This is a genomic window from Pseudomonas wadenswilerensis (assembly GCF_024749185.1).
GTDB lineage: Bacteria > Pseudomonadota > Gammaproteobacteria > Pseudomonadales > Pseudomonadaceae > Aquipseudomonas > Aquipseudomonas wadenswilerensis.
In genome coordinates this window covers 2,370,955-2,397,753 of the sequence record NZ_CP087191.1, presented here as the reverse complement: position 1 = coordinate 2,397,753, position 26,799 = coordinate 2,370,955, and the positions used below count along the sequence as shown (strand labels likewise).

General features: G+C 64.5%; 23 protein-coding genes. 13 read left to right on the top strand and 10 right to left on the bottom strand.

Annotation, left to right across the window (positions count from 1 at the left end):
• Positions 1-8: 8 nt before the first annotated feature.
• Positions 9-638, bottom strand: coding sequence for a LysE family translocator (locus tag LOY45_RS11195; RefSeq protein ID WP_115087229.1), 630 nt, complete (start codon positions 636-638; stop codon positions 9-11).
• A gap of 124 nt (positions 639-762) precedes the next feature.
• Here LOY45_RS11195 and LOY45_RS11190 point away from each other — a divergent pair, with 124 nt between their 5' ends.
• Entirely contained in the window at positions 763-1,146 is a 384-nt protein-coding gene (locus LOY45_RS11190) for a DUF2784 domain-containing protein (protein ID WP_010221808.1), read from the top strand.
• On the opposite strand, the gene tam is transcribed toward LOY45_RS11190, so the two are convergent.
• Both tam and pdxR (LOY45_RS11180) read right to left on the bottom strand, forming a co-directional pair.
• Positions 1,143-1,907, bottom strand: a complete 765-nt coding sequence (gene tam / locus LOY45_RS11185) for a trans-aconitate 2-methyltransferase (RefSeq protein WP_115087230.1) — start codon at positions 1,905-1,907, stop codon at positions 1,143-1,145. The genes LOY45_RS11190 and tam overlap by 4 nt on opposite strands.
• Before the next feature lie 64 nt (positions 1,908-1,971).
• Positions 1,972-3,426 carry a MocR-like pyridoxine biosynthesis transcription factor PdxR gene (gene pdxR / locus LOY45_RS11180; RefSeq protein ID WP_134063182.1) on the bottom strand — a complete coding sequence of 485 codons (1,455 nt, stop codon included), beginning with the start codon at positions 3,424-3,426 and terminating at the stop codon, positions 1,972-1,974.
• Positions 3,427-3,516: 90 nt separating this feature from the next.
• On the opposite strand from pdxR (LOY45_RS11180), the gene LOY45_RS11175 reads away from it, so the two are divergent.
• The 5 genes from LOY45_RS11175 to LOY45_RS11155 all read left to right on the top strand — a co-directional run bounded on the left by LOY45_RS11175 (position 3,517) and on the right by LOY45_RS11155 (position 9,202).
• Complete coding sequence (locus LOY45_RS11175) at positions 3,517-4,728, top strand: multidrug effflux MFS transporter (RefSeq protein WP_258579140.1); 1,212 nt, start codon at positions 3,517-3,519, stop codon at positions 4,726-4,728.
• A 34-nt stretch (positions 4,729-4,762) separates the two neighbouring features.
• Positions 4,763-5,242 carry a GNAT family N-acetyltransferase gene (locus LOY45_RS11170; RefSeq protein ID WP_038995679.1) on the top strand — a complete coding sequence of 160 codons (480 nt, stop codon included), beginning with the start codon at positions 4,763-4,765 and terminating at the stop codon, positions 5,240-5,242.
• A gap of 77 nt (positions 5,243-5,319) precedes the next feature.
• On the top strand, positions 5,320-6,141 hold the full coding sequence (locus tag LOY45_RS11165) for a WG repeat-containing protein (RefSeq protein ID WP_166675702.1): 822 nt from the start codon (positions 5,320-5,322) through the stop codon (positions 6,139-6,141).
• Between the two features lie 44 nt (positions 6,142-6,185).
• Positions 6,186-7,919: a gluzincin family metallopeptidase gene (locus LOY45_RS11160; RefSeq protein ID WP_115087234.1), complete on the top strand. Its 1,734-nt coding sequence runs from the start codon at positions 6,186-6,188 to the stop codon at positions 7,917-7,919.
• Positions 7,916-9,202, top strand: a complete 1,287-nt coding sequence (locus LOY45_RS11155) for a ComEC/Rec2 family competence protein (RefSeq protein ID WP_258579139.1) — start codon at positions 7,916-7,918, stop codon at positions 9,200-9,202. Before LOY45_RS11160 ends, LOY45_RS11155 begins: the two co-directional genes overlap by 4 nt.
• A gap of 89 nt (positions 9,203-9,291) precedes the next feature.
• Here the strand turns inward: LOY45_RS11155 and LOY45_RS11150 are convergent, their stop codons facing one another.
• Positions 9,292-9,912 (bottom strand): TetR/AcrR family transcriptional regulator, encoded by a 621-nt coding sequence (locus tag LOY45_RS11150; RefSeq protein ID WP_115087236.1) that lies wholly within the window; start codon positions 9,910-9,912, stop codon positions 9,292-9,294.
• 159 nt (positions 9,913-10,071) lie between these two features.
• On the opposite strand from LOY45_RS11150, the gene dkgB reads away from it, so the two are divergent.
• From dkgB to LOY45_RS11135, 3 genes are all read left to right on the top strand, one after another.
• Positions 10,072-10,875 (top strand): 2,5-didehydrogluconate reductase DkgB, encoded by an 804-nt coding sequence (gene dkgB, locus LOY45_RS11145; RefSeq protein WP_233674259.1) that lies wholly within the window; start codon positions 10,072-10,074, stop codon positions 10,873-10,875.
• 142 nt (positions 10,876-11,017) lie between these two features.
• On the top strand, positions 11,018-12,448 hold the full coding sequence (gene pdxR, locus LOY45_RS11140; protein WP_258579138.1) for a MocR-like pyridoxine biosynthesis transcription factor PdxR: 1,431 nt from the start codon (positions 11,018-11,020) through the stop codon (positions 12,446-12,448).
• A 102-nt stretch (positions 12,449-12,550) separates the two neighbouring features.
• Positions 12,551-12,988, top strand: a complete 438-nt coding sequence (locus LOY45_RS11135; RefSeq protein WP_115087239.1) for a carboxymuconolactone decarboxylase family protein — start codon at positions 12,551-12,553, stop codon at positions 12,986-12,988.
• Between the two features lie 47 nt (positions 12,989-13,035).
• Here LOY45_RS11135 and LOY45_RS11130 read toward each other — a convergent pair whose 3' ends face one another.
• The 3 genes from LOY45_RS11130 to LOY45_RS11120 form a co-directional block, all read right to left on the bottom strand.
• Positions 13,036-14,466 (bottom strand): short-chain fatty acid transporter, encoded by a 1,431-nt coding sequence (locus LOY45_RS11130; RefSeq protein WP_134063190.1) that lies wholly within the window; start codon positions 14,464-14,466, stop codon positions 13,036-13,038.
• Between the two features lie 132 nt (positions 14,467-14,598).
• Entirely contained in the window at positions 14,599-15,255 is a 657-nt protein-coding gene (locus LOY45_RS11125) for a CoA transferase subunit B (RefSeq protein ID WP_115087241.1), read from the bottom strand.
• Between the two features lie 32 nt (positions 15,256-15,287).
• Positions 15,288-15,986 (bottom strand): CoA transferase subunit A, encoded by a 699-nt coding sequence (locus LOY45_RS11120; protein ID WP_258579137.1) that lies wholly within the window; start codon positions 15,984-15,986, stop codon positions 15,288-15,290.
• Positions 15,987-16,123: 137 nt separating this feature from the next.
• Between LOY45_RS11120 and LOY45_RS11115 the strand changes: the two genes are divergently transcribed.
• Positions 16,124-17,020, top strand: a complete 897-nt coding sequence (locus LOY45_RS11115; RefSeq protein WP_115087243.1) for a LysR family transcriptional regulator — start codon at positions 16,124-16,126, stop codon at positions 17,018-17,020.
• Between the two features lie 10 nt (positions 17,021-17,030).
• Here LOY45_RS11115 and LOY45_RS11110 read toward each other — a convergent pair whose 3' ends face one another.
• Positions 17,031-18,236: a phospholipase effector Tle1 domain-containing protein gene (locus LOY45_RS11110; RefSeq protein WP_244211929.1), complete on the bottom strand. Its 1,206-nt coding sequence runs from the start codon at positions 18,234-18,236 to the stop codon at positions 17,031-17,033.
• Positions 18,237-18,270: 34 nt separating this feature from the next.
• Here LOY45_RS11110 and LOY45_RS11105 point away from each other — a divergent pair, with 34 nt between their 5' ends.
• Genes LOY45_RS11105 through LOY45_RS11095 form a run of 3 tightly spaced genes read left to right on the top strand, consistent with a single transcriptional unit; the run spans position 18,271 to position 22,192 of the window.
• On the top strand, positions 18,271-20,490 hold the full coding sequence (locus LOY45_RS11105; RefSeq protein WP_258579136.1) for an AAA family ATPase: 2,220 nt from the start codon (positions 18,271-18,273) through the stop codon (positions 20,488-20,490).
• Positions 20,487-21,344 carry an HNH endonuclease family protein gene (locus LOY45_RS11100; protein ID WP_258579135.1) on the top strand — a complete coding sequence of 286 codons (858 nt, stop codon included), beginning with the start codon at positions 20,487-20,489 and terminating at the stop codon, positions 21,342-21,344. The genes LOY45_RS11105 and LOY45_RS11100 overlap by 4 nt, the downstream gene beginning before the upstream one ends.
• Complete coding sequence (locus LOY45_RS11095) at positions 21,344-22,192, top strand: aldo/keto reductase (RefSeq protein ID WP_115087247.1); 849 nt, start codon at positions 21,344-21,346, stop codon at positions 22,190-22,192. The genes LOY45_RS11100 and LOY45_RS11095 overlap by 1 nt, the downstream gene beginning before the upstream one ends.
• Positions 22,193-22,301: 109 nt before the next feature.
• On the opposite strand, the gene LOY45_RS11090 is transcribed toward LOY45_RS11095, so the two are convergent.
• Positions 22,302-25,406, bottom strand: coding sequence for an error-prone DNA polymerase (locus LOY45_RS11090; protein WP_258579134.1), 3,105 nt, complete (start codon positions 25,404-25,406; stop codon positions 22,302-22,304).
• Positions 25,382-26,797: a Y-family DNA polymerase gene (locus LOY45_RS11085; protein ID WP_258579133.1), complete on the bottom strand. Its 1,416-nt coding sequence runs from the start codon at positions 26,795-26,797 to the stop codon at positions 25,382-25,384. The genes LOY45_RS11090 and LOY45_RS11085 overlap by 25 nt, the downstream gene beginning before the upstream one ends.
• Positions 26,798-26,799 lie beyond the last annotated feature (2 nt).

Below are 26,799 nucleotides of genomic sequence, written 5' to 3'. Positions count from 1 at the left end.
GCATTCGCTCAGCGCAGGTCACTGCGCCGGTACAGGCTCAAGCCCACCGCCAGCGCCGCCAGCATGCCGGCGCAACTGCGGTTGATCCACTGCATGGTGCGCGCCGAAAAGCGCCGCATGGCGTGCCGCCCGCCATAGGCGTAGACGGCCATCATCAGCCCGTCGATCGCCGCGCTGGTGATCGCCAGCACCAGGTACTGCTCGGCCACCGGTTGCTCGGGGCGAATGAACTGCGGCAGGAACGCCGAGAAGAACAGCAAGCCCTTGGGGTTGGACAAGCCGACGAACAAGGCCCGCAAGAAGGCCGAACGCCCCGTGGCGCCAGCGCTCACCGTGCTACGTTGCAAGGCCCCGCTCGGCGCCCGCCAGAGCACCCAGGCCAGGTACAGCAGGTACACCGCGCCCACCCACTTGACCACACTGAACAGCTGCTCCGAAGCCTGCAGCAACGCCCCCAGGCCGCAGCCCACCGCCGCAATCAACAGCAGGTCGGAGAGCATCGCCCCGGCCATGCCGAAACCGGCCACGCGCATGCCGTGGGAAGCGCCATTGTTCAGGGCCAGGAGCATCGCCGGGCCGGGGGTGATCATCACCGCGCTGGCGGCGATAACGTAGAGCAGCAGGGTCGAGGCTTGCATGGCGGGCTCCGCGGGCAGAAAGGCCCAAGCATGCCTCGGCCAGGCTGATCATGGCAATCGTGCCATCCCGCGAATGCCTATATCATGGTGGCTAGAGGAACATATCCACGAGGAAGGAATCGTCATGCTGTACCGCCTGGGCGCCGATGGTCTGGTGCTGTTTCACCTGTTGTTCATCCTGTTCGTGCTGTTTGGCGGTTTGCTGGTACTCAAATGGCGCGGTGCGATGTGGTGGCACTTACCGGCGGTGTGCTGGGGGACCGCCGTGGAGTTCTTTCACCTCACCTGCCCGCTCACCGAATGGGAAAACCGCCTGCGCCAGGCCTCGGGCCTGGCCGGTTACGAAGGCGGTTTCATCGAGCATTACATCTGGCCGATCATCTACCCGGCCGGGCTGACGCCGGGTATCCAGCTGGTACTCGGCTCGGTGGTGGTGCTGGTCAACGGCCTGGTCTACCTGCGCGTCCTGCGCCAATGGCAAGCGCGGCGCCAGCAGCGCATTGCCTAGCGTGTGGCGACGATAAACAGGCGCGGAAACGGCAACAACACCGTGCCATCAGCCGCAGGCGGATAAGCCTGCTCCATGGCCTGCAGGTAGTACTGTAGAAAGTCTGCCTGCTCCTGCGCATCCAGCGCCGCCAGATACGGCCGCAGCGCCGACCCCTTGAACCACTCCACCACCGCCGGCGCACCGCCCGCCAGCGGGTGGTAGTAAGTGGTGCGCCACACGTCCACGCGCTGGCAATGGGGGCTGAGCACATCGTAGTAGTAGGCGGCGGTGTGCCGTGGCGGCAGTTGCAGGTCACCGACCTTGCCGGCCCAGCTACCCAGCCTGGCGATCTCGCGAATCTGCCGGTGGGCCGGCTCATCGAGGTTGTCCGGGGTCTGGATGGCCAGGCTGCCACCGGCCACCAGCTGGCGCACCAGGTGCGGGTACAGCTGGGCATGGTCGGGCAACCACTGCAGGGAGGCGTTGGCGAGGATCACATCGACGCCCTGTTCGGCGCTCCAGCTGCCGATATCACCCACTTCGAACGCCAGCTGCGGCAAGCGCTGGCGGGCGGCGGCGATCATGTCTGCAGAGCTGTCCAGGCCGGTGACCTGCGCCTCGGGGTAACGGCTGGCAAGCACTTGCGTGGAGTTGCCCGGACCGCAGCCAAGGTCGACAGCGCTGGCCACCGTCTGGTTGGGCAGCGCCGCCACCAGGTCGCGCACCGGGCGCGTGCGTTCGTTCTCGAAGGTGCTGTACTGCGCGGCTGACCAGGTCATCGCAGGTTTCCTTTAGTGGCCTTGGGAATTCGAGCGTGGCCCTAGCATGCCGGTTACCCGCCGATTAGGAAACCTCACGCAGTAGCGCCGCCAGCTTGCGCCCGGCAAAACGCAGCTGCGCCGCTGTCAGGGCGGTGAAGCCGATCATCACCGCAGGCGGCAGTTGCACCTGCTGGCAGAAGTTGCCGATCGGCTGTAGCTGCAAGCCTTGACTGCCCGCGCGCTGGCAAAAGTCCTGCTCATCCGTCCCCTCTGGCAACCACAGGACAAAGTGCAAACCGGCTTGCTGCCCGGTCACTGCAAAGCAGCCCGGAGCCTGCTCGGCCAGGCACTCAAGCAGCAAATCACGGCGCTGCTGATAGGCCTGGCGCGCCTGCCTCAGGTAGCGCACGAAGCTGCCATTGGCCATGTACTCGGCCAGGCCCAGTTGCTCGGTGACCCCGACTGCGCCACCGGTGCCCTGCAGGGTGGCCAGCAACGGCTCGCGCAGGCTGGCCGGCACTAGCATGAAGCCCACGCGCAGGCCGGCGAACAGGGTCTTGTTGAAGCTGCCGCAGTAGATCACCCGGTCGCTTTGATCCAGGGCCTTGAGCGCCGGCAGCGGCGCATTGTTGTAGTTGAACTCGCTGTCGTAGTCGTCTTCGACGATCCAGGCATCGGCACGATTGGCCCAGTCCAGCAACATCAGCCGTCGCGACACCGACAGGGTCACGCCCAGCGGTGACTGGTGCGCGGGGGTCACGCAGGCCAGGCGGGCATCAAGGTGGCGCTCGAGCAGCTGGTCATCGATACCCTCGGCCGTCACCGGCACCGCGACCACCTGCGCCCCGGCCCGCTCGAACAACGACCTGGCGGTGCGGTAGCCGGGGTCTTCGACGCAGGCCTTGTCGCCTGGGCAGATCACGCTGCGCGCCACGAGGTCGATGCACTGGCGAATGCCGCTGGTGACGATCAGGTCCTGGGCATTGCAGCGTATGCCGCGATAGCTGCGCAGGTAGTTGGCAATCCGTTCGCGCAGGGCCGGCAGGCCGGCCGGGTCTGGCGAACTGAGCAAGGCGGTCGGCGCGCTGGCCAGGGCCTTGCCCAGGGCCTGGGACCAGGCCTTGACCGGGAACAGTGCCGGGTCGGCCAGGCGCGCGACAAACGGCACCCCCACCTGCACACCGGTAAGGCTCGAGGCTGCCGGCTCGCTGAGCGGCTGCTGCGCCAGTGCCAGTGGCGGGCCGCTGCCGGCAGCGATGAACAGGTCAGGAACGACCGCGCAGACCCGCGTACCGGAGCCGGCCACCCGGCTGACATAGCCTTCATCGCGCAAGCGCTCGAACACCAGCTCCAGGGTGCCGCGCGACAACTGCCAGCGCTCGGCCAGGGTTCGCGTCGAGGGCAGGCGGGTGCCGGCTGGCAGGCGCTTGTCGAGTATCGCATCGCGCAAGGCGGCATAAGCGCCTTGCTGTTTGCCCTGGGCCAATGCCGGTGGCAGCGGTAGATCGAGGGCGATGGCGGCTTTGCCTGTGCGCATAGTGGTCCAATCAAATTTGCTCTTAATGGCGCTGCCGATTAAACCACATTGGCCGTTAAGGTCTGCGCACCAACAACAAGGAAATGCTCCATGCGCACCACCCCCTCGCCCGGCCCACGAACCTGGCTGCTATTACTGCTGATGATTGTCTGCCTGCCGCGGGTGGCCCTGGATATCTACCTGCCCGCCCTGCCCGACATCGCCATGGCCCTGCACGCCAGCGACGCCCAGTTGCAATTGACGCTGACCCTGTACATGGTCGGCTACGCCCTGAGCATGCTGATCAGCGGCCCGCTGTGCGACCGTTTTGGCCGCCGCCCGTTGTTGCTGCTCGGCGGCACTATTTACCTGGTGGCGAGCCTGGCCTGCAGCCTGGCCAGCAGTGTCGAGGTGATGATTGCCGCACGCCTGTTGCAGGCCCTGGGCGGTTGTTGCGGGGCAGTCATCGGCCGGGTGATGGTGCGTGACCACTTCGACCGCCAGCAACAGGGCCACCTGCTCGGTTACCTGTCCATGGGCATGGCGCTGTCGCCGATGATCGCGCCACTGCTCGGCAGCCTGATCGAAACCACCCTGGGCTGGCGCTGGATTTTCCTGCTGCTGAGCCTCAGCGCCGCCCTGAGCCTGCTGCTGATCGCCCTGCGCCTGCCGGAAACCCGCCCGCTGCACGCTGCCGGGCAGCGCCACGAGCCGGTGCTGAAGGTTTACCTGCGGCTGCTCGGCGACGGCTACTTCATGCGTTATTCACTGGCGATTGCCTGCGTGTATTGCACCTACTTCCCGTTCATCGCCGAGTCCTCGACCCTGCTGCAACGCCGCCTGGGCCTGAGTTCGCTGCAGTACGCCGCAGTCTTCGCCGTCACCGTCGGCGGCTACCTGGCCGGCTCGCAGCTGTTTCGCCGGCGCAGTGGGCGCCACAGCGCCGATGCCTTGCTCGGCCAGGCCATGTTCCTCAACCTGGGGGGCGCGCTGCTGCTGATGCTCGCCACCCGCCTGTGGCCCGAGGCATTGCTGGCGATCGTCCTGCCGATGCTGCTGATCATGCTTTCGGTGGGCCTGGCCATTCCGGCCTGCCAATGGGCGGTGCTGCAACCCTATGCGGCTATCGCCGGCAGCGCCTCGGGGTTGTTCTTCTTCATCCAGATGGCCTTCACCGCCCTGTGCAGCCTGGTCATCGGCCAGTTGTCCGATGGCAGTGCCGGCCCCTTGGCGGGCATGACCGCGCTGGCCAGCCTGGCCTTTGCCCTGGTGCTCAAGCTGTTACGCAGCGAAGCGATTACCCTCAAGGCCAGTTCCGGCTAACATGGGCGATTACCTCACTTGCCGGAAGCCTGCCATGAGCCTGACCATCCGCCCTGCCCGGCGCGACGACGCCGCCCAGATCCTTGCCTTCATTACCGAACTGGCTGACTACGAACGCGCCGTCCACGAGGTGATCGCTTCCCAGGCCGACATCGAGCGCACCCTGTTCGATGACGGCGCCAAGGCCCTCAGCCTTATCTGCGAGCGCGACGGCCAGGCCATCGGTTATGCGGTGTACTTCTACAGCTACTCGACCTGGCTGGGGCGCAACGGCATCTACCTCGAAGACCTGTACATCACCCCCGAGCAACGCGGTGGCGGCGCCGGTAAACAGCTGTTGCGCCATATCGCCATCGAAGCCTGCGAGAACGGCTGCGGACGCCTGGAATGGAGCGTGCTGGACTGGAACGAGCCGGCCATCCAGTTCTACAAGTCCCTGGGTGCCCTGCCCCAGGATGAATGGGTCCGCTACCGCCTCGAAGGCGCCGGTCTTGAGGCCTTCGCCCGCGGTTGAGTGGCTGGGCAAGGGCGGCGCAATCGGCTAAGGTGCGCGCCTTGCCCTGCTCTCGCCTTGCCAAGGAATGCACTGAATTGAAGGCTTTGTTTCGCTCCCTCCCGTCATTGTGCCTGGGTGCTGCCCTGGCAGCCTGCAGCGCCACCCCCGCCGACCCGGTCAGTTTTAAGGAAAATGGCCTGTATGGCCTTAAAGACCCCAGCGGCAAGGTCATCGTTGCGCCGTCCATCGAGCTGCAACCGGTTTACCACGAAGGCATGGCAGCCGTTCGCATCAACAACAAATGGGGCTACATGGACCGCAAGGGGCAGTTGGTCATCCCGACCCTCTACAAGCGCCCCGGGCCGTTCAGCGATGGCCTGGCAGGCGTCTGCCTGACGTATTCCGAGTGTGGCTACATCGATACCCGGGGCCGCACCGTGGTGCCGTTCGACTATGACTGGGTAGAGGGTTTCGACGAAGCCAAGGACGGCCTGACGGTAGTCGCCAAAGGCAACCTGTTCGGCATGATCAACCGCAAGGGCGAGCAGGTGATCCCCCTGCGCTTCAGCTCGCGGCCCATTACCGAGAAGGGCTATGTGCTGCTGAACGACAGCGCCAGCAAAAAAAGCGGCCTGATGAACACATCCGGCAAAGTGGTGCTGCCTTTCGAATACGACGGCTTCGCCTACAATACCTGGGGCGGACGGCTGATCAACGACAATCTGCTGAGCGCGGCAAAAGAAGGTAAATGGGGCTTTATCGACCTTAATGGCAAGGTGGTGCTGCCTTATATCTATGACAGACCCGGTTTTTTTCGTGACGGCAAGGCCATCGTCCAACGCGATGGCAAGCATTACCGGATCGACCGCCAGGGCAATGAAACACCCTTGGAATACGAGCCGTTGAAGCTCCCCTGATAGCAGTTCCGCCGATTTGAACCTGGTGCGCAGGAGCATTGCCCATGGTCGTGAAAGCCAACAGCCAGACCTTCACCATCCTCGCCCAGGACCCGGCGGTGCGTAATGCCCACGGCGAGTTGCTGTTCGCCCGGGTCAGCGTGCCGCTGGAAACCCTTGGCCTGGGCCCCACCGGCTACCGCCTGAAGGTGGTCGACTTCGATGCCTCGCGCAACCAGCTGTACCACGCCCACGCCTATCAGCAGGATGCCGCCAGCGGCTGCATGATCGACCCTTTCGATCCGCCTGGCGAGGCGCTGCTGGGCAATCCGGCATTCCATTGCCAGCACGTGTACGCGGTGGTCATGCGCACCCTGGCGCGCTTCGAGATGGCCCTGGGGCGCCGGGTTGGCTGGGGCTTCGACGGCCATCAGTTGCACGTGGTACCGCACGCCTTCGTCGAAGCCAACGCCTTTTACTCGCGGGCTGACCGGGCCTTGATGTTCGGCTATTTCAAGGGCCTGGACGGCCAGCACGTGTTCACCTGCCTGTCCCACGACATCGTCGCCCACGAGGCCACCCACGCGATTCTCGACGGCTTGCGCGGCGGTTTCATGAACGCTTCCGGGCCCGATCAGGCGGCCTTCCATGAAGGTTTTGCCGATGTCGTGGCGCTGCTGTCGGTGTTCTCCCTGCGTGAAATCATCGAGTTCGCCCTGACCAATGGCGGGCGCATCGAGCTGACCGTGCAGGGCGACCGCCGACTGCTCAATGGCGACCAGCTGAGCCAGCAGAACCTCGCCGAATCGCTGCTGTTCGGTATCGGCGAAGAGTTCGGCCAGCAGCTCGAAGGCCTGCGCGCCAATGCCCTGCGCCGCTCGGTGATGCTGCCGCCCTCGGCCGACTACCTGAGGGACGAGCAGTTTGCCGAAGCCCACAACCGCGGCGAAATCTTCGCCGCCGCCATGCTGCGCAGCATGCTCGCCCTGTGGGTGGCGCGCCTGGGCGAGCTGGGCAATTTTGGCGACAACCTGTACAACCTGCGCGAAGTGGTCGAGGAAGGCGCCAAGGCCGCCGACCAGTTGCTGACCATCGCCATCCGCGCCCTGGACTACTGCCCGCCGCTGGACCTGGAATTCGGCGACTACCTGGCCGCCCTGCTCACCGTCGATGCCCAGGTGGCGCCGGACGATTCGCGCTACGACTACCGGCTGATCATCCGCACCACTTTCGAGGCCTTCGGCATCGTCCCGCCAGCAGCGCGCACCGATGCTGACGGCTGCTGGCACGGCTTTGCCGACAACGGCCAGGTGCAATATCGCAACAGCCATTTCGATTCGATGCTGCGCGACGACGAAGAGGTATTCCGCTTTCTCTGGGAGAACCGTGCGGTGCTGGGCATCGACGAGCGTGCCTACACCGAGGTGGTGTCGGTACGCCCGAGCATCCGCCTGGGCACCGACGGCCTGCTGCTGCGCGAGAGCGTGTGCGAATACATCATGAAGGCCAACATTTTTGGCGCCGAGCTCAAGAGCGTGTGCAACATCAGCCCGCGCCCGGCCTGGATCAAGACCACCGACGCCCTCACCGTCTACGGCGCCGGCACGCTGATTTTCGATCAGTACGGGCGCATCAAGTACCACGTCCAGCGGCCGCTCAATGACGGCCAGTGGCAGCTGCGCCGCTTGAGCTACCTGGCCGGCCTGGACAGCAGCGAGCTGGACCTGCGCAACCCCTTGGCCCAACTGCACCGCCAACGCGCCTGGCAGGTGGGCCCGCTACGCGAGGAGCAAGCATGAGCCCGACCAGCCTGACCCTCTATGCCTACCAGGTCGGTTTTGGCGACTGCTTCCTGCTGCGTTTCAACTACCCCGGCGAGGTGCGCCGCCATGTACTGATCGACTTCGGTTCCATGGGCATGCCCAAGGGCGTCGCCCAGGGCCAGCGCCTGCTGGCCATTGCCGAAGACATCAAGGCCAAGTGCGCGGGCAAGCTCGATGCGGTGGTCGCGACCCACCGGCATGCCGACCACATCAGCGGCTTTGCCACCAACCGCGCCGGTACTGCCAGCGGTGATGTGATTCGTACCCTCGCGCCGGAACTGGTGCTGCAGCCCTGGACCGAACAGCTGGAGCTGGCTGAAGACGCCAGCGCACCCGAGCAGCCCGGCCTGCGCGGCACACGCAGCATGGCCCAGACCCTCAAGAGCATGAATGCCCTGGCCAGCGCCGTGGTCACGCTGCTCGACCAGGGCAGGCACGGGCTGTCCGAAGACCTGGCCAGTCGGCTGGGCTTTATCGGCGAAGACAACATCTCCAATGTCAGCGCCGTGAAGAACCTGGCGAGCATGGGCAAACGCAACGCCTTTGCCTTCTTCGGCAGCGCTGATGCCCTGGCCGAGCTGTTGCCCGGCGTGCGCACGCATATCCTCGGCCCGCCCACCGTCGAGCAGAGCGCCTCGATTCGCAAGCAGCGCAGCCGTGACCCGGCCGAGTTCTGGCACCTGCACCGGCAGTTGCTCGATGCCCAGGTCAACTCGCCGAACGACGATTCGGGGCCTTTTGCCGACTACCCGGCGACCCGGGGCAGCAAACTGCCCATGAGCACCCGCTGGATCGCCCGGCGGGTGCGCGAAGCCCGTGGCGAGCAGTTGCTGCAGATCGTCACCGCGCTGGACAAGCAAATGAACAACACCAGCCTGATCCTGCTGTTCGAGGTGGCGGGCAAGAAACTGCTGTTCCCGGGCGATGCGCAGATCGAGAACTGGAGTTACGCGTTAAGTCACCCAGAAATTCGCGAGCTTCTGGCGGATGTCGACCTGTACAAGGTCGGTCACCATGGCAGCCTCAATGCCACGCCGAAAAGCCTGTGGGGCGGCTTTCGCAAGCGCGGCAAGGCCGGTACGGCGCAGCGCTTGACCAGTGTGTTGTCGACCATGCCCGGCAAGCATGGCAACCCCGGGGCGGGCACCGAAGTGCCGCGGCGGCCGTTGCTGGAGGCGCTGGGCAAGGAGAGTGAGTTGCACAGTACCGACGGGTTGGAGCCGGGAGTACTGTATGAGGAGCTGGAGTTCAGCTTCTGACGGTCAGGGCCCTATCGCTGGCAAGCCAGCTCCCACAAGATCAGCATCCACAGTACCTGTGGGAGCTGGCTTGCCAGCGATGCTTTTGATCAGGGCTCCAACCCGATACCCCTGAGGATCACACTGGTCACCGTCTGCACCGCCCGCTCGAACTGCAGCTCCGACAATGGCTGGTGATCATTGAGCAGCCCCACCTGGTGGCTGAAGTCGGCATAGTGCTGGGTCGAAGCCCAGATCATGTACAGCAAGCCCGATGGCTCTACCGGCAGAATCCGCCCGTCCTCGATCCACTGGCGGATCTTTGCCTCTTTCATCTTCGCCCAGTCATACAGCGGATCATCCAGCGCCGCGCCAAGGTTCGGTGCGCCATGGATTATTTCGTTGGCCCAGACCTTGGAGCCATGCGGCCGGGTACGCGAATGGTTCATCTTGGCCCGGATGTAGCTGCTCAAAACAATGCGCGGATCGTCATACAGCTCGAAGCACAAGGCATCCTGCTTCCACACATCGAGCAGGCCGAACAGCACCGCCTGGTACAGCTCGGCCTTGGTGCTGAAGTAATAGTGCACATTGCTGCGCGGCAGCTCCGCGGCCTCGGCGATGTCGGCCATGGCCGTGCCGGCGAAGCCTTTTTCGGCAAAGACCTTTTCGGCCGCCAGAAGGATGTTGTCAACGTTGCGTTGACGAATGCTGAGCTTGTGCTGGGCCATGGGCGAATCCGTTGCGACTGACCCTGCAAGGCTACCACTGCCGGGGCATTCGTGCGCTGCAAGCAAAAAGGTTGTGCCGTCACGGGCATTTTTCTGCGCCCGCACAGTCGCAATACTGCACGCCGTGTTTATCAACGTCCGCACTGGAGGAACCCGCTAATGACTATTCCCGCCCTCGGCCTCGGCACCTTCCGCCTCAAGGACCAGGTGGTGATCGATTCGGTGGCCACCGCCCTGGAACTCGGTTACCGCGCCATCGACACCGCGCAGATCTACGGTAACGAAGCCGAAGTCGGCCAGGCCGTGGCCGCCAGCGGCATCGACCGTGACGAGCTGTTTGTCACCAGCAAGATCTGGACGGACAACCTGGCCGCCGACAAGCTGATCCCCAGCCTCAAGGACAGCCTGAGCAAGCTGCGCAGCGACTACCTGGACCTGACCCTGATCCACTGGCCATCGCCCAAGGGCGCAGTGCCCGTCAGCGAATTCATGGGCGCCCTGGCCGAAGCTCAAAAACAGGGCCTGACCCGGCAGATCGGCGTGTCCAACTTCACCATCGACCTGCTGCGCCAGGCCATCGAGGTGGTCGGCAAAGACGCCATCGCCACCAACCAGATCGAGCTGCACCCGTACCTGCAGAACCGCAAACTGGTGGACTTCATGCACAGTCAAGGCGTTGCCGTGACCTCGTACATGACCCTGGGCTACGGCAAGGTCCTGGAGGATCCGGTCATCCAGCAGATTGCCGCGCAACACGCCGCCACCCCGGCACAGGTGACTCTGGCCTGGGCCATGCAACTGGGCTATGCGGTGATCCCGTCCTCGACCCGGCGCGAGAACCTGGCCAGCAACCTCAAGGCCCGTGAACTCAAGCTGAGCAATGAAGACATGGGCAGAATCGCCACCCTCGACAGCGGCCTGCGCCTGACCAGCCCCGAGCGCCTGGCGCCGGCCTGGGACTAACCGCGGGCGGTGCAGGCCTGGGCCAGGTTCAGGTACTGCAGGCGGTGTTGCCGGCCGCAGGCGTTGGCGTTGCGCCAGGGGATCAACGGCGCCGAATCAGGTAACCTGAACGGCAGACAACGCCTGCGGACGCACCTTCATCATGGAACTCCACATCAGCCTGCAAGGCCGCAAGGGCCTGGCCGAGCAGCTTTACCAACAGCTGCGCGACGGCATCGACAGCGGCCGCCTGGCCGCCGGCACGCAACTGCCACCCAGCCGCCTGCTGGCCGAACAACTGGGGGTGTCGCGCAAGACCGTGGCCGAAGCCTATTCGCGCCTGACCTACGACAACCTGCTCAGCGGCCAGGTCGGCAAAGGCACCTTCATCAGCCCTTCCCCGACCCGTACCCCGGCACCGACGGCGGCCATCCCCCTGGCCAGCGCCGCGACCCTGGCCAAATGGCGGGCCCGCGCCAACCCGCTGGCGGACCTCAAACTGCCGACCTTGCGCTACGATTTCATCGGCGGCGCCTCAAGCAAGGTGCAGTTCCCCTTCGATGACTGGCGCCGCTGCAACCAGTACGCCCTGCGCCAGATCCGCCACAGCAGCGCCCGCTACAGCGCCCATCAGGGCCTGCCGGAGTTGCGCGAGGCGATTGCCCGGCATATCGCCTTCGCCCGCGGCGTACGCTGCAGCAGCAATGATGTGCTGGTGTGCAACGGTGCCCAGCAAGCCCTGGACCTGATCGCCCGGGTGCTGATAGAACCCGGTTGCCAAGTGGCAATGGAAGACCCGGGCTACACCCCGGCGCGCCAGTTGTTCCTGGCCCAGGGCGCCGAACTGCAGTGCGTGCCGGTCGACGCTGAAGGCATGTGTGTGGAGCAGATCGCCCCAGGCACGCGGCTGATCTACGTGACCCCGTCACACCAGTTTCCGCTGGGCATGCCGATGAGCCCGGCGCGCCGGCAGGCCCTGCTCGCGCGCGCCGCACAGTTGGGCGCGATCATCATCGAGGACGACTACGACAGCGAATTCCGCTACGAAGGCCGGCCCACCGACTCGTTGCAAAGCCTCGACCGCAACGGCCTGGTGGCCTATGTCGGGACCTTCTCCAAGACCCTGTTGCCGGAGCTGCGCCTGGGTTACTGCATCGTCCCCGAAGCGCTGCGCGAAGCGATCTGCATTGCCAAGCAACTGACCGACTGGCATACCCCGACCCTCAACCAGTGGGCCCTGGCGCAGTTCATCGGCGAAGGCTCGCTGCTTAAGCACATCCGCCGCGTGCACGAGGTCTACGCCGCGCGCCGCGAACGGATCCTGGCGCGCCTGCAGGGTGACCTGGCGCCGTGGTTCGAGGTCGTGCCGGCCACTGCCGGTTACCACATGAGCGCCCTGGCCCGGGGTAACCTGGACGTCGAGTTCCTGATCAGCATGGCGCGCAAGGTCGAGGTCGGCCTCTATTCATTGGCCCCCTTCCATGCCCGGGTGCCGGTGCGCCAGGGCCTGCTGCTGGGCTTTGGCGCCATCGAACTGCTGGACATCGACCCGGCCCTGGACCGGCTGCGCGACACCCTCCAGGCCATGGGTTGATTGGCCTCCTGACAAAGAACAAAATTGGCTATTCGGGCTCGCCCGGCCTGGCGGTAAGGTAGCGCTATTGCCGCCTACCGCAGACCTTGATGGAGAGCACACATGAGCAACCGTATCGAATGGGCCAAACACTCACCTGAGGCCTACAAGGCCATGATCGGCCTGGAAATGGCCCTGGGCAAATCCGGGCTGGAGAACTCGCTGCTGGAACTGGTACGCCTGCGTGCCTCGCAGATCAACGGTTGCGCTTATTGCGTCAACTTGCACGCCAACGATGCACGCAAGAGCGGCGAAAGCGAAGCGCGCCTGCAGACCTTGAGTGTCTGGGGCGAGACCGAATTCTTCACCCCGCGCGAGCGTGCAGCGTTGGCCTGGGTCGAAAGCCTGACCCGCCTGCCCGACCAGCGCGCCCCCGAGCACCAGTACCGCACCCTGCTCGAGCACTTCAGCGAAGCCGAAGTGGTCAACCTGACCCTGGCCATCGCCACCATCAACGCCTGGAACCGCTTTGGCGTCGGCTTTGCAATGATCCCAAGCTGATCTGTGTTTGGACACAGACTGTGGGAGCGGGCCTTGCAGTGTTTCAATCAGCCCGCAGGTGTTGGCATCACCGGCGGTGTGTACTGCAAGGTGGTGCCGAGGATCCACAGCAGGAACAGCACCAGCGGCACGTGCACCAGCAACTGCACGAACGAGAAGCCGATCAGGTCGCGCGCCTTGAGCCCCAGCACGCCCAGCAGCGGCAGCATGTAGAACGGGTTGATCAGGTTCGGCAACGCTTCGGCGGCGTTATAGATCTGCACCGCCCAGCCCAGGTGATACTGCAGGTCATTGGCCACCAGCATCACGTAGGGCGCTTCGATGATCCACTTGCCGCCACCCGAGGGGATGAAGAAACCCAGCACCGCCGAGTACACGCCCATCAGCAAGGCATAGGTGTCGTGGGTGGCGATCTGCACGAAGAAGGTCGAGATGTGGTGCGCCAGGCTCTGCGCATCGGCACCCTGGACCTGGGTCAGGATCGCCGCGATCGAACCGTACAGCGGAAACTGGATCAGCACCCCGGTGGTGGTCGGCACCGCACGGGCCACCGCATCGAGGAAGCTGCGCGGTCGCCAGTGCAGCAAGGCCCCGGCCATGATGAACAGCAGGTTGTAGGTGTTCAGCCCGGAAATCGCGGTGATCGCAGGCTTGGTCGAGAACTCGTTGTACAGCCAGCCGGCCGCCAGCGCCACCAGCAACAGGATCAGGATCGGGCTGTACTCCAGCCACTCGCCCGGGCGGGTCCGCTGGGGCGTCGGCGGTGCCGAGAAGCTCGGATCGACGCCGCAGGCTTCGGCGCTGCGGGCGCTATTCGGGCCGGGCGCGGTGGCGTAGGCCACGACCAGCGAAACCACCACCAGCGCGGCGAGCATCACCCCCGACTGCCAGAGGAAAATGGTCTCGGTGAACGGGATCACCCCGGTGATTGCCAGGATCGACGGCGGCAGGCTGGCCGGGTTGGCCTGCAGTTGCGCGGCCGAGGATGACAGGCCCAGGGCCCAAACGGCGCCCAGGCCCAGATAGGCGGCGGCACCGGCGGCACGGTAGTCCATCTTCAGGTCGGTGCGGCGCGCCAGGGCGCGGACCAGCAGACCACCGAACACCAGCGACAGACCCCAGTTGAGCAACGAGGCGACCATCGAGATCAGCGCTACCCAGCATACCGCCGAGCGGCCATTGCTGGGGATTCGCGCCAGGCGGTCGATGAGCTTGACCGCGGGTGGCGAGCTGGCCACCACATAACCGCCAATAACCACGAAGGCCATCTGCATGGTGAACGGGATCAGGCTCCAGAAGCCGTCACCGAAGGCCTTGGCGGTGTCGGCGGGTTTGCCGCCCATGGCCAGGGCGGCAACCGATACCAGCACCACGGCCAGGGCAGCGAACACCCAGGAATCGGGGAACCAGCGTTCGGCCCAGTTCGAGCAACGCAGGGCGAAACGGGCGGAGCGGCTGTCTTGAATATCAGCGGCCACGGGATTTTCCTTTTATTGGTTTTATCGGAACGGCACAAGGCCCCATCGCTGGCAAGCCAGCTCCCACAAGGTCCACTCTGTGGGAGCTGGCTTGCCAGCGATGAGGCCAGCAAGAACTACGAAAAACTCAGATCAGAAGGTCATTTCTTTAACATCATCCGCCACAATCAGCTTGCCAGCGGTCTTCTCGATGATCTCTTCAACCGTCACCCCCGGCGCAGTCTCGCGCAGGATGAACGCGCCGTTCTCGATTTCCAGATAGGCCAGGTCGGTCAGCACCTTGCGGATACAACCGGCGCCGGTCAGCGGCAGGCTGCAACGCGGCAGCAGCTTGGACTCGCCGTCCTTGGAGGCGTGGGTCATGGTGACGATGATGTTCTCGGCACCGGCCACCAGGTCCATCGCCCCGCCCATGCCCTTGACCAGCTTGCCGGGGATCATCCAGGAGGCGATGTTGCCTTCCACGTCCACTTCAAAGGCGCCCAGCACGGTGAGGTCGACATGACCGCCGCGGATCATGGCGAAGGACTCGGCCGAGTTGAAGATCGAGGCACCGGTGCGGGCGGTCACGGTCTGTTTGCCGGCGTTGATCATGTCGGCGTCCAGTTGCCCTTCGGTGGGGAATTCGCCCATGCCCAGCAGGCCGTTTTCCGATTGCAGCATCACGTCCATATCGGCCGGGACGTAGTTGGCCACCAGGGTCGGGATGCCGATGCCGAGGTTGACGTAGTAGCCGTCCTTGAGTTCGCGGGCTACACGTTGGGCCATTTGTTCGCGGGTAAGTGCCATGGTCAGGATCTCTTTGTTGTTCTGGGGTCAGGTCAGGCTTTGACGGTGCGTTTTTCGATACGCTTCTCGAACGTGCCGACGATGACCCGGTCGACATAGATGCCCGGGGTATGGATTTCGCTCGGCAGCAGCACGCCCGGCTCGACGATCTCTTCGACCTCGACCACGGTGATCTTGCCGGCAGTGGCGGCCAGCGGGTTGAAGTTCTGCGCGGTGTTGCGGTACACCACGTTGCCGTAGTGGTCGGCCTTCCAGCCCTTGACGATGGCGAAGTCGCCGGTGATGGCTTCTTCGAGGATGTACTTGCGGCCGTTGAACTCGCGCTCTTCCTTGCCCTCGGCTACCGGGGTGCCGTAGCCGGTGGCGGTGAAGAAGGCCGGGATACCGGCGCCGCCGGCGCGCATCTTCTCGGCCAGGGTGCCTTGCGGGGTGAGCTCCACTTCCAGCTCGCCGCTGAGCAACTGACGCTCGAATTCGGCGTTCTCGCCCACGTAGGAGGCGACCATCTTGCGGATCTGGTGGTCTTCCAGCAGCACGCCCAGGCCAAAGCCGTCGACGCCGCAGTTGTTGGAAACCACGGTCAGGCCCCTGACGCCACGGCGCTTGATTTCGGCGATGAGGTTTTCCGGGATGCCGCACAGGCCGAAACCACCGGCCAGTACCGTCATGTTGTCGGTCAGGCCTTCAAGGGCCTGTTCATAGGTTGCTACGCGCTTGTCCAGTCCGGCCATGCTGATCCGCCTTTTGTAGTTGTTGATCCGACAGGGGTGTCGGCGAGCGTTTGAACCATCTTCACCCCTGAGCACTTATTTGTTAATTTTGTTTTTATGATCGATTGATTAATTTTTCAAAAGAATAGTCTAGCCAAATGAACGTCAAACAGCTGCGCGCCTTCGTCACCGTCGCCAAGTACCAGAGCTTTGCCCAGGCGGGCGAACAACTGCACCTGTCGCAGCCGGCCCTGAGCCTGACCATCAAGGCCCTGGAGGACAACCTCGGCGGCGCCCTGCTCAGCCGCACCACCCGCAGCGTCAGCCTGACCCCGGAGGGCGAAGTGCTGCTGCCGCTGGCCCGGCAACTGCTGGCCGACTGGGACAACACCGAAGAACTGCTGCGCCAGCGCTTTACCCTGCAGCTTGGGCGAGTATCGATCGCCGCCATGCCGGCCTTTGCCGGTAACCTGCTGCCGGCGGCGCTGAAGGTGTTTCGCCAGCGCTACCCGCGGGTCAACGTCACTGTGCACGACGTCATCAACGAACAGGTGCTGGAACTGGTCCGCCACCGGCGCGTCGAACTGGGCATCGGCTTCGAACCCGAAGCCAGCGAGCCACTGTGTTTCAGGCCGCTGTACCTGGACCGCTTCGTCGCCGTGGTGCCGGCCGATTCACCGCTGGCGCAACAGCCGCAGGTGAGCTGGCGCGAACTGCTGGCAGAAGACTTCATCGCCCTGCAACGCCCCTCGGCAGTGCGCCTGCTGCTGGAGCAGCACCTGGCCGCCGAACACGGCAAGCTGGCGGTGGCCTTTGAAAGCCATCAGTTGTCGACCATCGGCCGCATGGTTGCCAATGGCCTGGGCGTCAGTGCCGTGCCGGCCCTGTGCATCGGCCAGATGCAGGAGCTGGGCGCGCGTTGCGTGCCGCTGGTGGAGCCGAGTATAGAACGGCGTATTGGCGTGACCCTGCTGGCCGACCATAAACTCTCGGCAGCGGCCCAGGCGCTGCTGGACGTTCTGCTGGAGTGCACCGCCGGCAATCCGCCAGGGTGAGCATGCTCACTCAAGGCAGATCGGCGACATACGTCACCTGGGTGACACCGTTGATAATGCTTGCCGACGCGTAACCGCCGGCCTTGATTCGCGCATCAACCGATTCATGCACCAGCAGGGCATTTGGCAATACTCTGGGGTAAGGCTGGCGAAACGGCGGCATGGCGCCAATGACCAGCTTGCGCCTGCCTTTGCTCCATACCAGCCGCGGCACCCATTCGGCGACCCGCCAGGCATGGTTCATCGAGTCATGGGAATTTGCCAGAGGATCCGGTGCCACGCCGGCCAACGGGTTCAATTGTGCCTGACAAGCCTGGGCGTCCAGTGCCAAACCTGCCGCACCGGCCTGGGCAAACATCCAGCGCAAGGCCACCAGGGCCAGCGGTGATTCGGCAACCGCATAGCCACCACCGACATCACAGTGCACGCCACGAAAAAACACCTCTTTGACATCGGTCGAGTCCGTCGGCTTGGCCCGCCACAAGTGCTGGCGAAAGAAACAACGCCGCTCATCGAGCGACACGGCATGGCGCACCTTCAGCACACTCGGGTTACTGGCGGTATAGGGAATACTGACCGGGTCATAAATCCAGCCCAGGGATTTCACCGTGTCGAACAGGCCAAGAAAGGTGATGTCGAGGTCGCGGCCGAACGTTTCCTTGAACTGGCGCTGCAAGGCAAAATCAGGCTCGTTGTTCTTGTCCTTGTCACGGGCCAGGAGCATGGACCAGGCATAATCGAAAAGATGGGTCTGATGGGCCGCTACCAGCCCCAACCCATGCACCAGTGCGGCAAGCGCCCTGGCCGCGTAAGCACCTCGCGAGAAGCCGAACACGAACACCTGGTCGCCCGGCTGGTATTGCTCGGCGAGAAAACGGTACGCACCCTCGACATTGCGTTTGAGCCCCCAGCCGAAGGCCAGGCCAAAGATCCGCGCCGGAAGCTTCTGCCATTCGAACAGGGTTTCCTTGAGGCCGAACGTACCGACGCCCTGGTCATAGTAAGACAGGACTTGCTGCGGGTCAGGGTTGAGCGCCCGCACAAGGCGCAGAATGTGCGTCGGTTGCTGGCTGAAGCGGTTGTTAGTCCCATCCAGGCATATCACGAGTTGCCGCGCCATGTGCAAAATCTCCTGTGCTGACGCCTCGACTATAGGCCAATGATGCTTCATCGCCATCACCGCCGTTCCAGCAGCTATAGTCAGGTGATTGTGCACAGCAGTAATACCCTCCTCACTGGAGACTAACCCGATGATCAGGATCGAACGCGGGCCAATGCCAGAGGTGTTTTCTTCAGCGGCGTTTACCAGGCTACGCAGTGATGCCGAGGCGTTCTACCAACAGCCTGCGGCGAAAAGGGCTCAGGCGCGCTTTGGCTTCCAACGCATCGCCGCACGCCTGCACCCGGATATTCGTCTGCTCTGGAGCGAGCGCCAGGTCAACAAGTGCGCGTATTGCGAGCAGTTGGTCAGCCGCCCGGAAATCGAGCTGTTCAGGCCGCGCTACGGCAGCACTGACTTCAGTGGCGGCGTGTCCGATGACCACTATTGGTGGTTGGCGTTCGAGTGGAGCAACTACCTGCCCAGTTGCGCTGAATGCAACGCACTCAAAGGGCCGCGCTTCCCGGTGCAAGGGCCACGGGCCAGAGTCGGTGCAATCGGTGAAGCCCTGCGCCAGGAAAAGAACCTGCTGCTCGATCCCGCTGAAGATGACCTTGATGGGGTGTTCCTGTTCCTCAGCGATGGCAAGATCACCAGCGAAACCGAACGCGGTCAGGCCACCATCGACGTGCTGGGGCTTAACCGCAGCAACCTGATCAAGGCCAGGTCGGATGACCTGCGCAACCTCGAACATCTGCAAGCGCTGATGAAGAACAGGCGCCCCGACAAAAAGAGCCTGGAGTACCTGGCTCAAATGGTCAGGCCGCAGAGCCCGTTCTGCGCCATGCGCCGCCAGTTTGTCCGGGCCTGGGCGGAGAAAGTGGTCGCGCAGTTCCCCAGCAGCCATAAGCGCATGGCTGACTTCCTCAGCTTCAATACCGCGCTGGGTGCCTCAAGCAGCGCGAGTAACAGCAAGACGCTGCGCGATGCCTCCAGAAACCTGACACAAAGAACCAAGGAGCTGGAGTCATTCTCGATCGAGCAATCGCAGCCGCCAGAACAACTGTATCGGATGTCCCAGTACATCGAGCGCGTGGAGTTCAGGCATGTCCGCGCGGTTGACCACCTGCAACTCGAGCCCTCGTTCAGCGATGGCAAGGTCGGCTCCTGGTACATGCTGCTCGGTGAGAACGGCACGGGCAAGAGCACCTTGCTCCAGGCACTGGCGTGCGCGCTGATTGGCCAGAGCGGTGTCGAACGGTTGGGCGTACAGGCCACCGACCTGCTGCAAAAAGGCGCGGCCCGCGGCGAAGTCAGGGTCGAGCTGTCCGGCATGTCGGAACCTATCGTCATGACCCTGACCCGGCGTGGCAATAAAATCAGCATCAAGCCAGCGGAGCCCAAAGTCATGGTACTGGCTTATGGCGCGACGCGTTTGATGGGTAAACCACAGCCAACCGACCCGTCTGCTGCTGCCCGAAGCAAAGTGGAAAACCTGTTCGACCCGACACGTTTCCTCGACAACGGAGTACCCTGGCTCAACACCGCCAGTTCGGCAGAATTCAATCGCTTCGCCCGCTCACTGGCGTCGTTGCTGCCCAGCGCCGACGGCGTCGAACTGGTTCGCCGCAACCATCAGATCATCGTCAAGAGCCCCTCCGGGCAAGATACCCTGACCGCCGTCAGCAGTGGCTACCAGGCCGTGCTGGCGTTGGCCATGGACATCATGAGCATCATGCGCCTGGGCTGGCAGGATATGTCCTCGGCTGAAGGCATTGTGCTGATCGACGAAGTCGACGCCCATTTGCATCCGCGCTGGCGAATGCGCATTGTGCAGCGCCTGCGCGAGGTATTTCCGCGGGTCCAGTTCATTGCCACCAGCCATGAACCCCTCACCCTCAGGGGACTGGACAGCAGTGAAATCGCCGTACTGACCCGCACGCTCGACGGCCCGGTCACGGCCATGACCACAAAGAACACTGAACTGCCCTCCCCGCGCTTCATGCGCGTCGATCAACTGCTGGCTTCAGAGTACTTCGGCCTGCATTCGACCGAGGACGTGGAGATCGACCGCCTGTTCGAGGAGTACTACCGCCTGCTGGCCATGGAGCAACGCAGCCCTGGCCAGCAGGATCGCCTGCAGGCCGTCAGCGAGCAGTTGCGCGGCAATAACAAGATGGGCCTGACGCCACGGGAACACATGGTTTATGAAGCGGCCGACAGGTTCCTGGCCGAGCGCATGGCTAGCGCCCGCGAGCTGCCGGCGGAGGATGAGCATGACGCGCTCATCGAACTCAAGAGCCTGTGGGCGGAAATCCAGCTTGAACCCGCCCAGCCTGTGGCGCACGACGGGAAAGGGCCTGAATCATGATCAGGGTACAACGCGGCGCCGCTCCGAGCGTGCTCGATGGGGCGCAGTCAGCCGGCCAGGACGAGACCCTGCGCGCGATCGCGCATATCGTCAATGCCACGCCTGGAACCCCGTCGCCGCCCTTCGAGTTCAGCGTCTACAAAGACCCGGAAATCGTCGAAGCCCTGCGCGTACTGTTCCACAAGAAATGTGCTTACTGCGAATTCAATTACGCCGCCGGTGGACCGGAAGACATCGAGCACTTTCGCCCCAAAGGCGCAGTGGTGATCAATGGCAAGATGAGCAAACCCGGCTACTACTGGCTCGCCGCCGACTGGGACAACCTGCTACCGTCGTGCATCGATTGCAACCGTAAACGCGGCAAGACCTTCGCCGATGACAGCACGGGCATGTCTGGCAAAGCCAATCTGTTCCCTGTGGTCAATGAGATGTTGCGCTGGCGCGACCACGCCGCGCAAAAAAATGAAGTAGAGCTGCTGCTCAATCCTTGCGTGGATGACCCCGAGCAGCACCTGGAGTTTCTTGCCAAGGGCCTGGTCCGCCCCAGGACAATCCAGATAGATGCCAACCTGGTGCCCAGCCCGAAGGGGCAGGTCTCCATCGAAGTGTACGGATTACTGCGTCGCGACCTCGTCGAACAACGGCAGCTCAAGGAAAAAAGCGTCAAGGCGGCACTGGAACGAGCGCTCAAAGCCATTGAGATGATGCGCCAGGCTGACAATCCGGCGCTCAAGCAAGATCTCAAGGAGCACGCCCGGCAATTGCTCGAAGATGCCAGAAGCCACCTGGCGCCAAATGAACCTTTTCTGGCCGTTGCCCGCACCATTTTCAAGAACTACGGACTCAATTGCTGATGACTGATAGAAAGGACCTCCACGCACGATTGCAAACGCCATCCTCCAGGCTTTCCAGGATTGGCCAGGGTACCTGGTACATGGGCGAAGACCCGGGCCGGCAGCACGCCGAAGTCGCCGCCTTGCAGCACGGCATCGAACTGGGCCTGAGCCTGATCGATACCGCCGAGATGTACGCCGAAGGTGGCGCGGAAAAGGTTGTCGGCAAGGCCATTGCCGGGCGTCGCGACCAGGTGTTTCTGGTCAGCAAGGTGTACCCGCACAACGCCAGCCTCAAAGGCATTCCGGCAGCTTGCGAACGTAGCTTGCAACGCCTTGGCACCGAGCATATCGACCTGTACCTGCTGCACTGGCGCGGCCAGTACCCGCTGGCCGAAACCGTCGAAGCCTTCGAGCGCTTGCGTGCCGAGGGCAAGATCGGCCGTTGGGGTGTATCCAACTTCGATGTCGACGACCTGCGCGAGCTGTATCAGGTGAGCCGCGATTGCGCCGTCAACCAGGTGCTGTACAACCCGTCCCAGCGCGGCATCGAATACGACTTGCTGCCCTGGAGCCACAAGCGCCAGCTGCCGACCATGGCCTACTGCCCGCTGGCCCAGGCCGGGCGCTTGCTCAAGCACCCGACCCTGGCCGAGATTGCCGAGCGCCATGGCGCGACGCCGGCGCAGGTGAGCCTGGCCTGGGTGATTCGCCAGGACGACGTGATCGCCATTCCCAAGGCGGTAGACCTTGAGCATGTGCGCCTGAATGCGGCGGCGGCCAACCTGGTGCTCAGCAGTGAAGACTTGCGGGCGATTGACCGGGCCTTTGCGCCGCCGACGCGCAAGCAGCATCTGTCGATGGTTTGAGGCGTTTCTGAGGGCCTCATCGCTGGCAAGCCAGCTCCCACAAGGGCGGCGCACACCGATCCCCTGTGGGAGCCGGCGTTGCCGGCGATGGGCTGCGTAGCAGCCCCAATCAATGGAAATCCCGGCTCCGCACATCCAGCCCCTGCAACAGCGGGCTCAGATCCTCCAGGCGCTGGGCAATCAGGTGCCGCACCCCGCTCTCGCACTCCAGCCGCCCAGTCACCCGCAGCAGTTGCGAGCCCACCAGCACCCGGCGCTGACGCTCGGCCAGGTCGCGCCAGACCACTACGTTGACGTTGCCGAACTCGTCTTCAAGGGTGACGAAAGTCACCCCGCTGGCCGTCCCCGGCCGCTGACGCCCGGTCACCAGCCCCGCCACGCTGACCCGGTCGCCGTGCCCGGCCTGCTCCAGCGCCTGCGCACTGCGGCAACCCAGGGCATTGAGGCGGCGGCGCAGCAAGGTCAGCGGATGCGGGCCGAGGGTGGTGCCGACGCTGGCGTAGTCGGCGAACATGTCCTCGCTCAGCGACGGCTGCGGTAAATCCACCGGCTCTTCCAGCGGGGCCTCGATGCCGGCGAACAACGGCAACTGCGCCTGCACCGCCGCCACGCTCCAGCGCGCCCGGTAGCGGTCGCTGGCCAGGCCACGCAAGGCCCCGGCATCGGCCAACAACTCACGGCCACGGGCATCCAGGCGCGCCCGCTCGCACAGGTCGCTGACATCACGCCAGCCGCGCTCGGCCCGGGCCTGTTCGATACGCTGGGCATCCTGCTGACGAAAGCCGCGCACCTGGCGCAGGCCCAGGCGAATGGCCAGGGCCTGCCCTGCCCCCGGCTCCAGGCTGCAGTCCCAGTCGCTGTGGCAGACATCCACCGGACGGATCTCGATACGGTGGCGGCGGGCGTCCTGCAAAATCTGGTCGGGGCTGTAGAAGCCCATGGGCCAGCTGTTGATCAACGCGCAAGCAAAGATCGCCGGTTCATGACACTTGAGCCAGCAACTGGCGTAGGTCAGCAAGGCGAAGCTGGCGGCGTGGGATTCAGGAAAACCATAACTGCCAAAGCCCTTGATCTGCTCGAAGATGCGTTCGGCAAATGCTGCGCTGTAGCCGTTGTCGAGCATGCCCCGGGTCAGCCGTTCGCGGTGCGGCTCCAGGCCGCCGTGGCGCTTCCAGGCGGCCATGGCCCGGCGCAACTGGTCGGCCTCGCCCGCCGAATAACCGCCGGCAACCATGGCCAGTTCCATCACCTGTTCCTGAAACAGCGGCACACCGAGGGTGCGTTCGAAGACCTGCTTCAGCGCCTCGGACGGATAGCTCACCGGCTCAAGCCCCTGGCGCCTGCGCAGGTAGGGGTGAACCATGTCGCCCTGGATCGGCCCGGGGCGGACGATAGCCACCTCGATCACCAGGTCGTAGAAGTTCTTCGGCTTGAGCCGCGGCAGCATGGCCATCTGCGCCCGCGACTCGATCTGGAATACGCCGACGGTGTCGGCGCGGCCGATCATGTCGTAGGTCGCCGTGCAGTCGGCCGGGATGCTTGCCAGGGTCAGCTCGCGGCCGCGATGGCGATACAGCAGGTCGAAACAACGGCGCAAGGCGCTGAGCATGCCCAGGGCAAGGATATCGACCTTGAGCAGGCCGACCAGGTCGAGGTCGTCCTTGTCCCACTGGATCACCGTGCGCTCGTCCATGGCGGCGTTTTCCACCGGCACCAGGCTGTCCAGCGGCTGTTCGGAAATCACGAAGCCACCCGGGTGCTGGGACAGGTGGCGGGGAAAACCGATCAGTTCGCCGGTCAACGCCAGCACCCGGCGCAGCCACGGGCTGTCGGGGTCGAAACCGGCTTCGCGCAGTTGCTCGGGTGGTGGCAGGCGGTCGCTCCAGCGCCCGCAGCAATCAGCCAGGGCGTTGATCTGCTGCACCGGCAAACCCAGCACCCGGGCGATATCGCGCACCGCACCGGCGGCGTGATAGGTGCTGGCCACTGCGGTGAGTGCCGCGCGGTGACGGCCATAGCGGCGGAACACGTACTGCAGCACCTCTTCGCGGCGATCGTGTTCGAAGTCGACGTCGATGTCCGGCGGCTCGTCGCGCTCGCGGGACAAAAAGCGCTCGAACAGCAGGTGGCTTTTCATCGGGTCGAGCTCGGTGATGCCGAGCACGAAGCACACCACCGAGTTGGCCGCCGAGCCACGCCCCTGACAGAGAATGCCCTGGCCCCGGGCAAAGTTGACGATGTCGTGAACGGTAAGGAAGTAGCTTTCGTAGTTGAGCTCGGCAATCAGTTCCAGCTCATGCTCCAGGGACTGGCGAGCCTTGTCGCCGATACCTTCGGGCCAACGCCAGCGCTGGCCCTGCTCGCACAGATGACGCAGCCAGGCGCTGGCCGTCTGGCCTTCAGGCACCAGTTCGCGGGGGTATTGATAGCGCAACTGGCCAAGGTCGAAACGGCAACGCGCGGCAATGCGCAGGCTTTCCTCAAGCAATGCCGGCGGATACAGCTCGGCCAGTTGCGCCAGCGGGCGCAGGTGCCGCTCGCCATTGGCGAACAGGCGCTGCCCGGCCTCGGCAACGCTGCAGTGATGGCGGATGGCAGTCATGCTGTCCTGCAGGGCGCGGCGGCCGCGGGCATGCATGTGCACATCGCCGCTGGCCACCGCGGCGATGCCGAGGCTGTCGGCCAGGGCCAGCAGTTGTTGCAGGCGCCGCGGGTCATCCGGGCCACGGTGCAGCTCGACCGCCAGCCATAGCCGCTCGGCGAACACCTCGCGCAACCAGCGGCCGGTGGCCAGGTCATGCTCGGCGCCGTCCGGCACCCATAGCGCCAACAGGCCTTCCAGGGGTTTGTCGAAATCTTCGCGCAGCAACTGGTACTCGCCCTTCTTCGCCCGTCGCCGGCCGAGGGTGATGAGCTTGCACAGGTGCTGGTAACCCGTGAGGTTCTCCGCCAGCAGCACCAGCTTGGGGCCGTCGTGCAGGCGCACTTCGCTGCCGACGATCAGCGCCAGGTCCGCCGCCCTGGCCGCCTGCCAGGCGCGGACGATACCGGCCAGGGTGCACTCGTCGGTGATCGCCAGGGCCTGGTAGCCATGCTGGCGGGCACGCTGGAACAGCTCCTGGGCACTGGAGGCGCCACGCTGGAAACTGAAGTTGGACAGGCAATGCAGTTCGGCGTAACCCGGCGTGTTCATGCGAACCAGCCCTGCAGCCACAACGGGCCGTCTTCACCGAGGGTGCGGTAGGCCCAGCCCTGCAAACCGCTGGCGGTGCGCACCCGGTAGTAGTCACGGCGCACATCGCCGCCGTCCCACCAGCCGGACTCGATGCGTTCGGCGCCGGTCAGCAGGTGCACGCCAGTCCCCGGCAAGGCCTGGGGCTCGACCAGCAACCAGCCCGGGCGCGGCGCACTCGACAATGGCGGCGCCTGACGCGGCCCGTTACCGCTGTGCCAGGCGCATTCCGGGCGGTGATCGGCCTGGGCCGTGAGACCGCGCACCGCCTCGTCGCCAAGCCGTGCGCGCAGGCGTTCGCGCAGTTGCTCCCAGGGCTGGTTCTGCTGTGGGCGCGGGTCGAACAGCTCGGTGCGTTGTGGCACAAACGCCGGCAGGTCTTCGGCCAGCAGGCGCAGGTTGCGCACCGGTGCGGCAATCTGCAGTTGCTCAAGGCGGCCACGGGCCAGCTCGAACAGCATCGACGGGTCACGCTCGGCCGCCAGCAGGCCGACCGGCACGCAGGTGTCGGGCCCTTCGGCATGCTCCAGGTGCAGGGCAAAGCGCTGCACGCCGCTGTCACGCCCGGCAAGGAAGGCGGCAAGGTCGTTGATCAGCCGACGCAGGGGGAACAGCAAGGCCTGATGGGACTCGACATCGAAGTTCAGTTCCAGGCGCGCATCGAAGCGGTCCGGCGGCAAATAGAATTCCAGGGCCATGGGTCGCCGCCCGAGCAGGCGGTCCAGGTGCAGTTGCACCGGTGCGGCAAAGCGCCGGGTCAGAGCGTCACGAGGCAAGGCCAGGACCTGGCCGAGCTGGCGCAGGCCCATGCGCGCAAAGGCGCTGGCGGCCTCGGCGGGCAGGCCGACACGGTCGATGGGCATCTGCTCCAGCGCCACGCGGGTTTGCTCCGGGCACTCCAGGGCCAGGCCATCGTGAACATTGGCGAGCATGCGCGCCGCCACCGGGTTGCTGGCCAGGACAATACGGTGACGAAAACCCAGGGCCCTCAGCTCGGCACGCAGCCGCGCTTCAAAGGCTGGCCAGGGCCCGAACAGGCCGAGGCTGGATTCGACTTCGAGCAACAGCACCCGCGGGTAATGCAGGCTGACCTGGGAGCTGAAGCGGTAGGCCCAGGCGGCCAAAAATTGCTGCCACTGCTCGATGGCTGCCGGGTCGTGCTCGACGCAGGTAAAACTGCCGGCCAGGGCCTGGGCGGTGGTCAGCGACTGTCCGGCGCGCAGGCCCAAGGCGGCCGCCGGTGGATTGACCGCCTGCAAGACCCGGCGCTGGGCCGGGCCGCTGAGCAGCACCAGCGGCGTGTCGACGTCGTCGCGAGCACGCAGCACGGCATCGAGTGCCAGCTGCGGCAGCAGGATACAGGCCCAGAGCATGA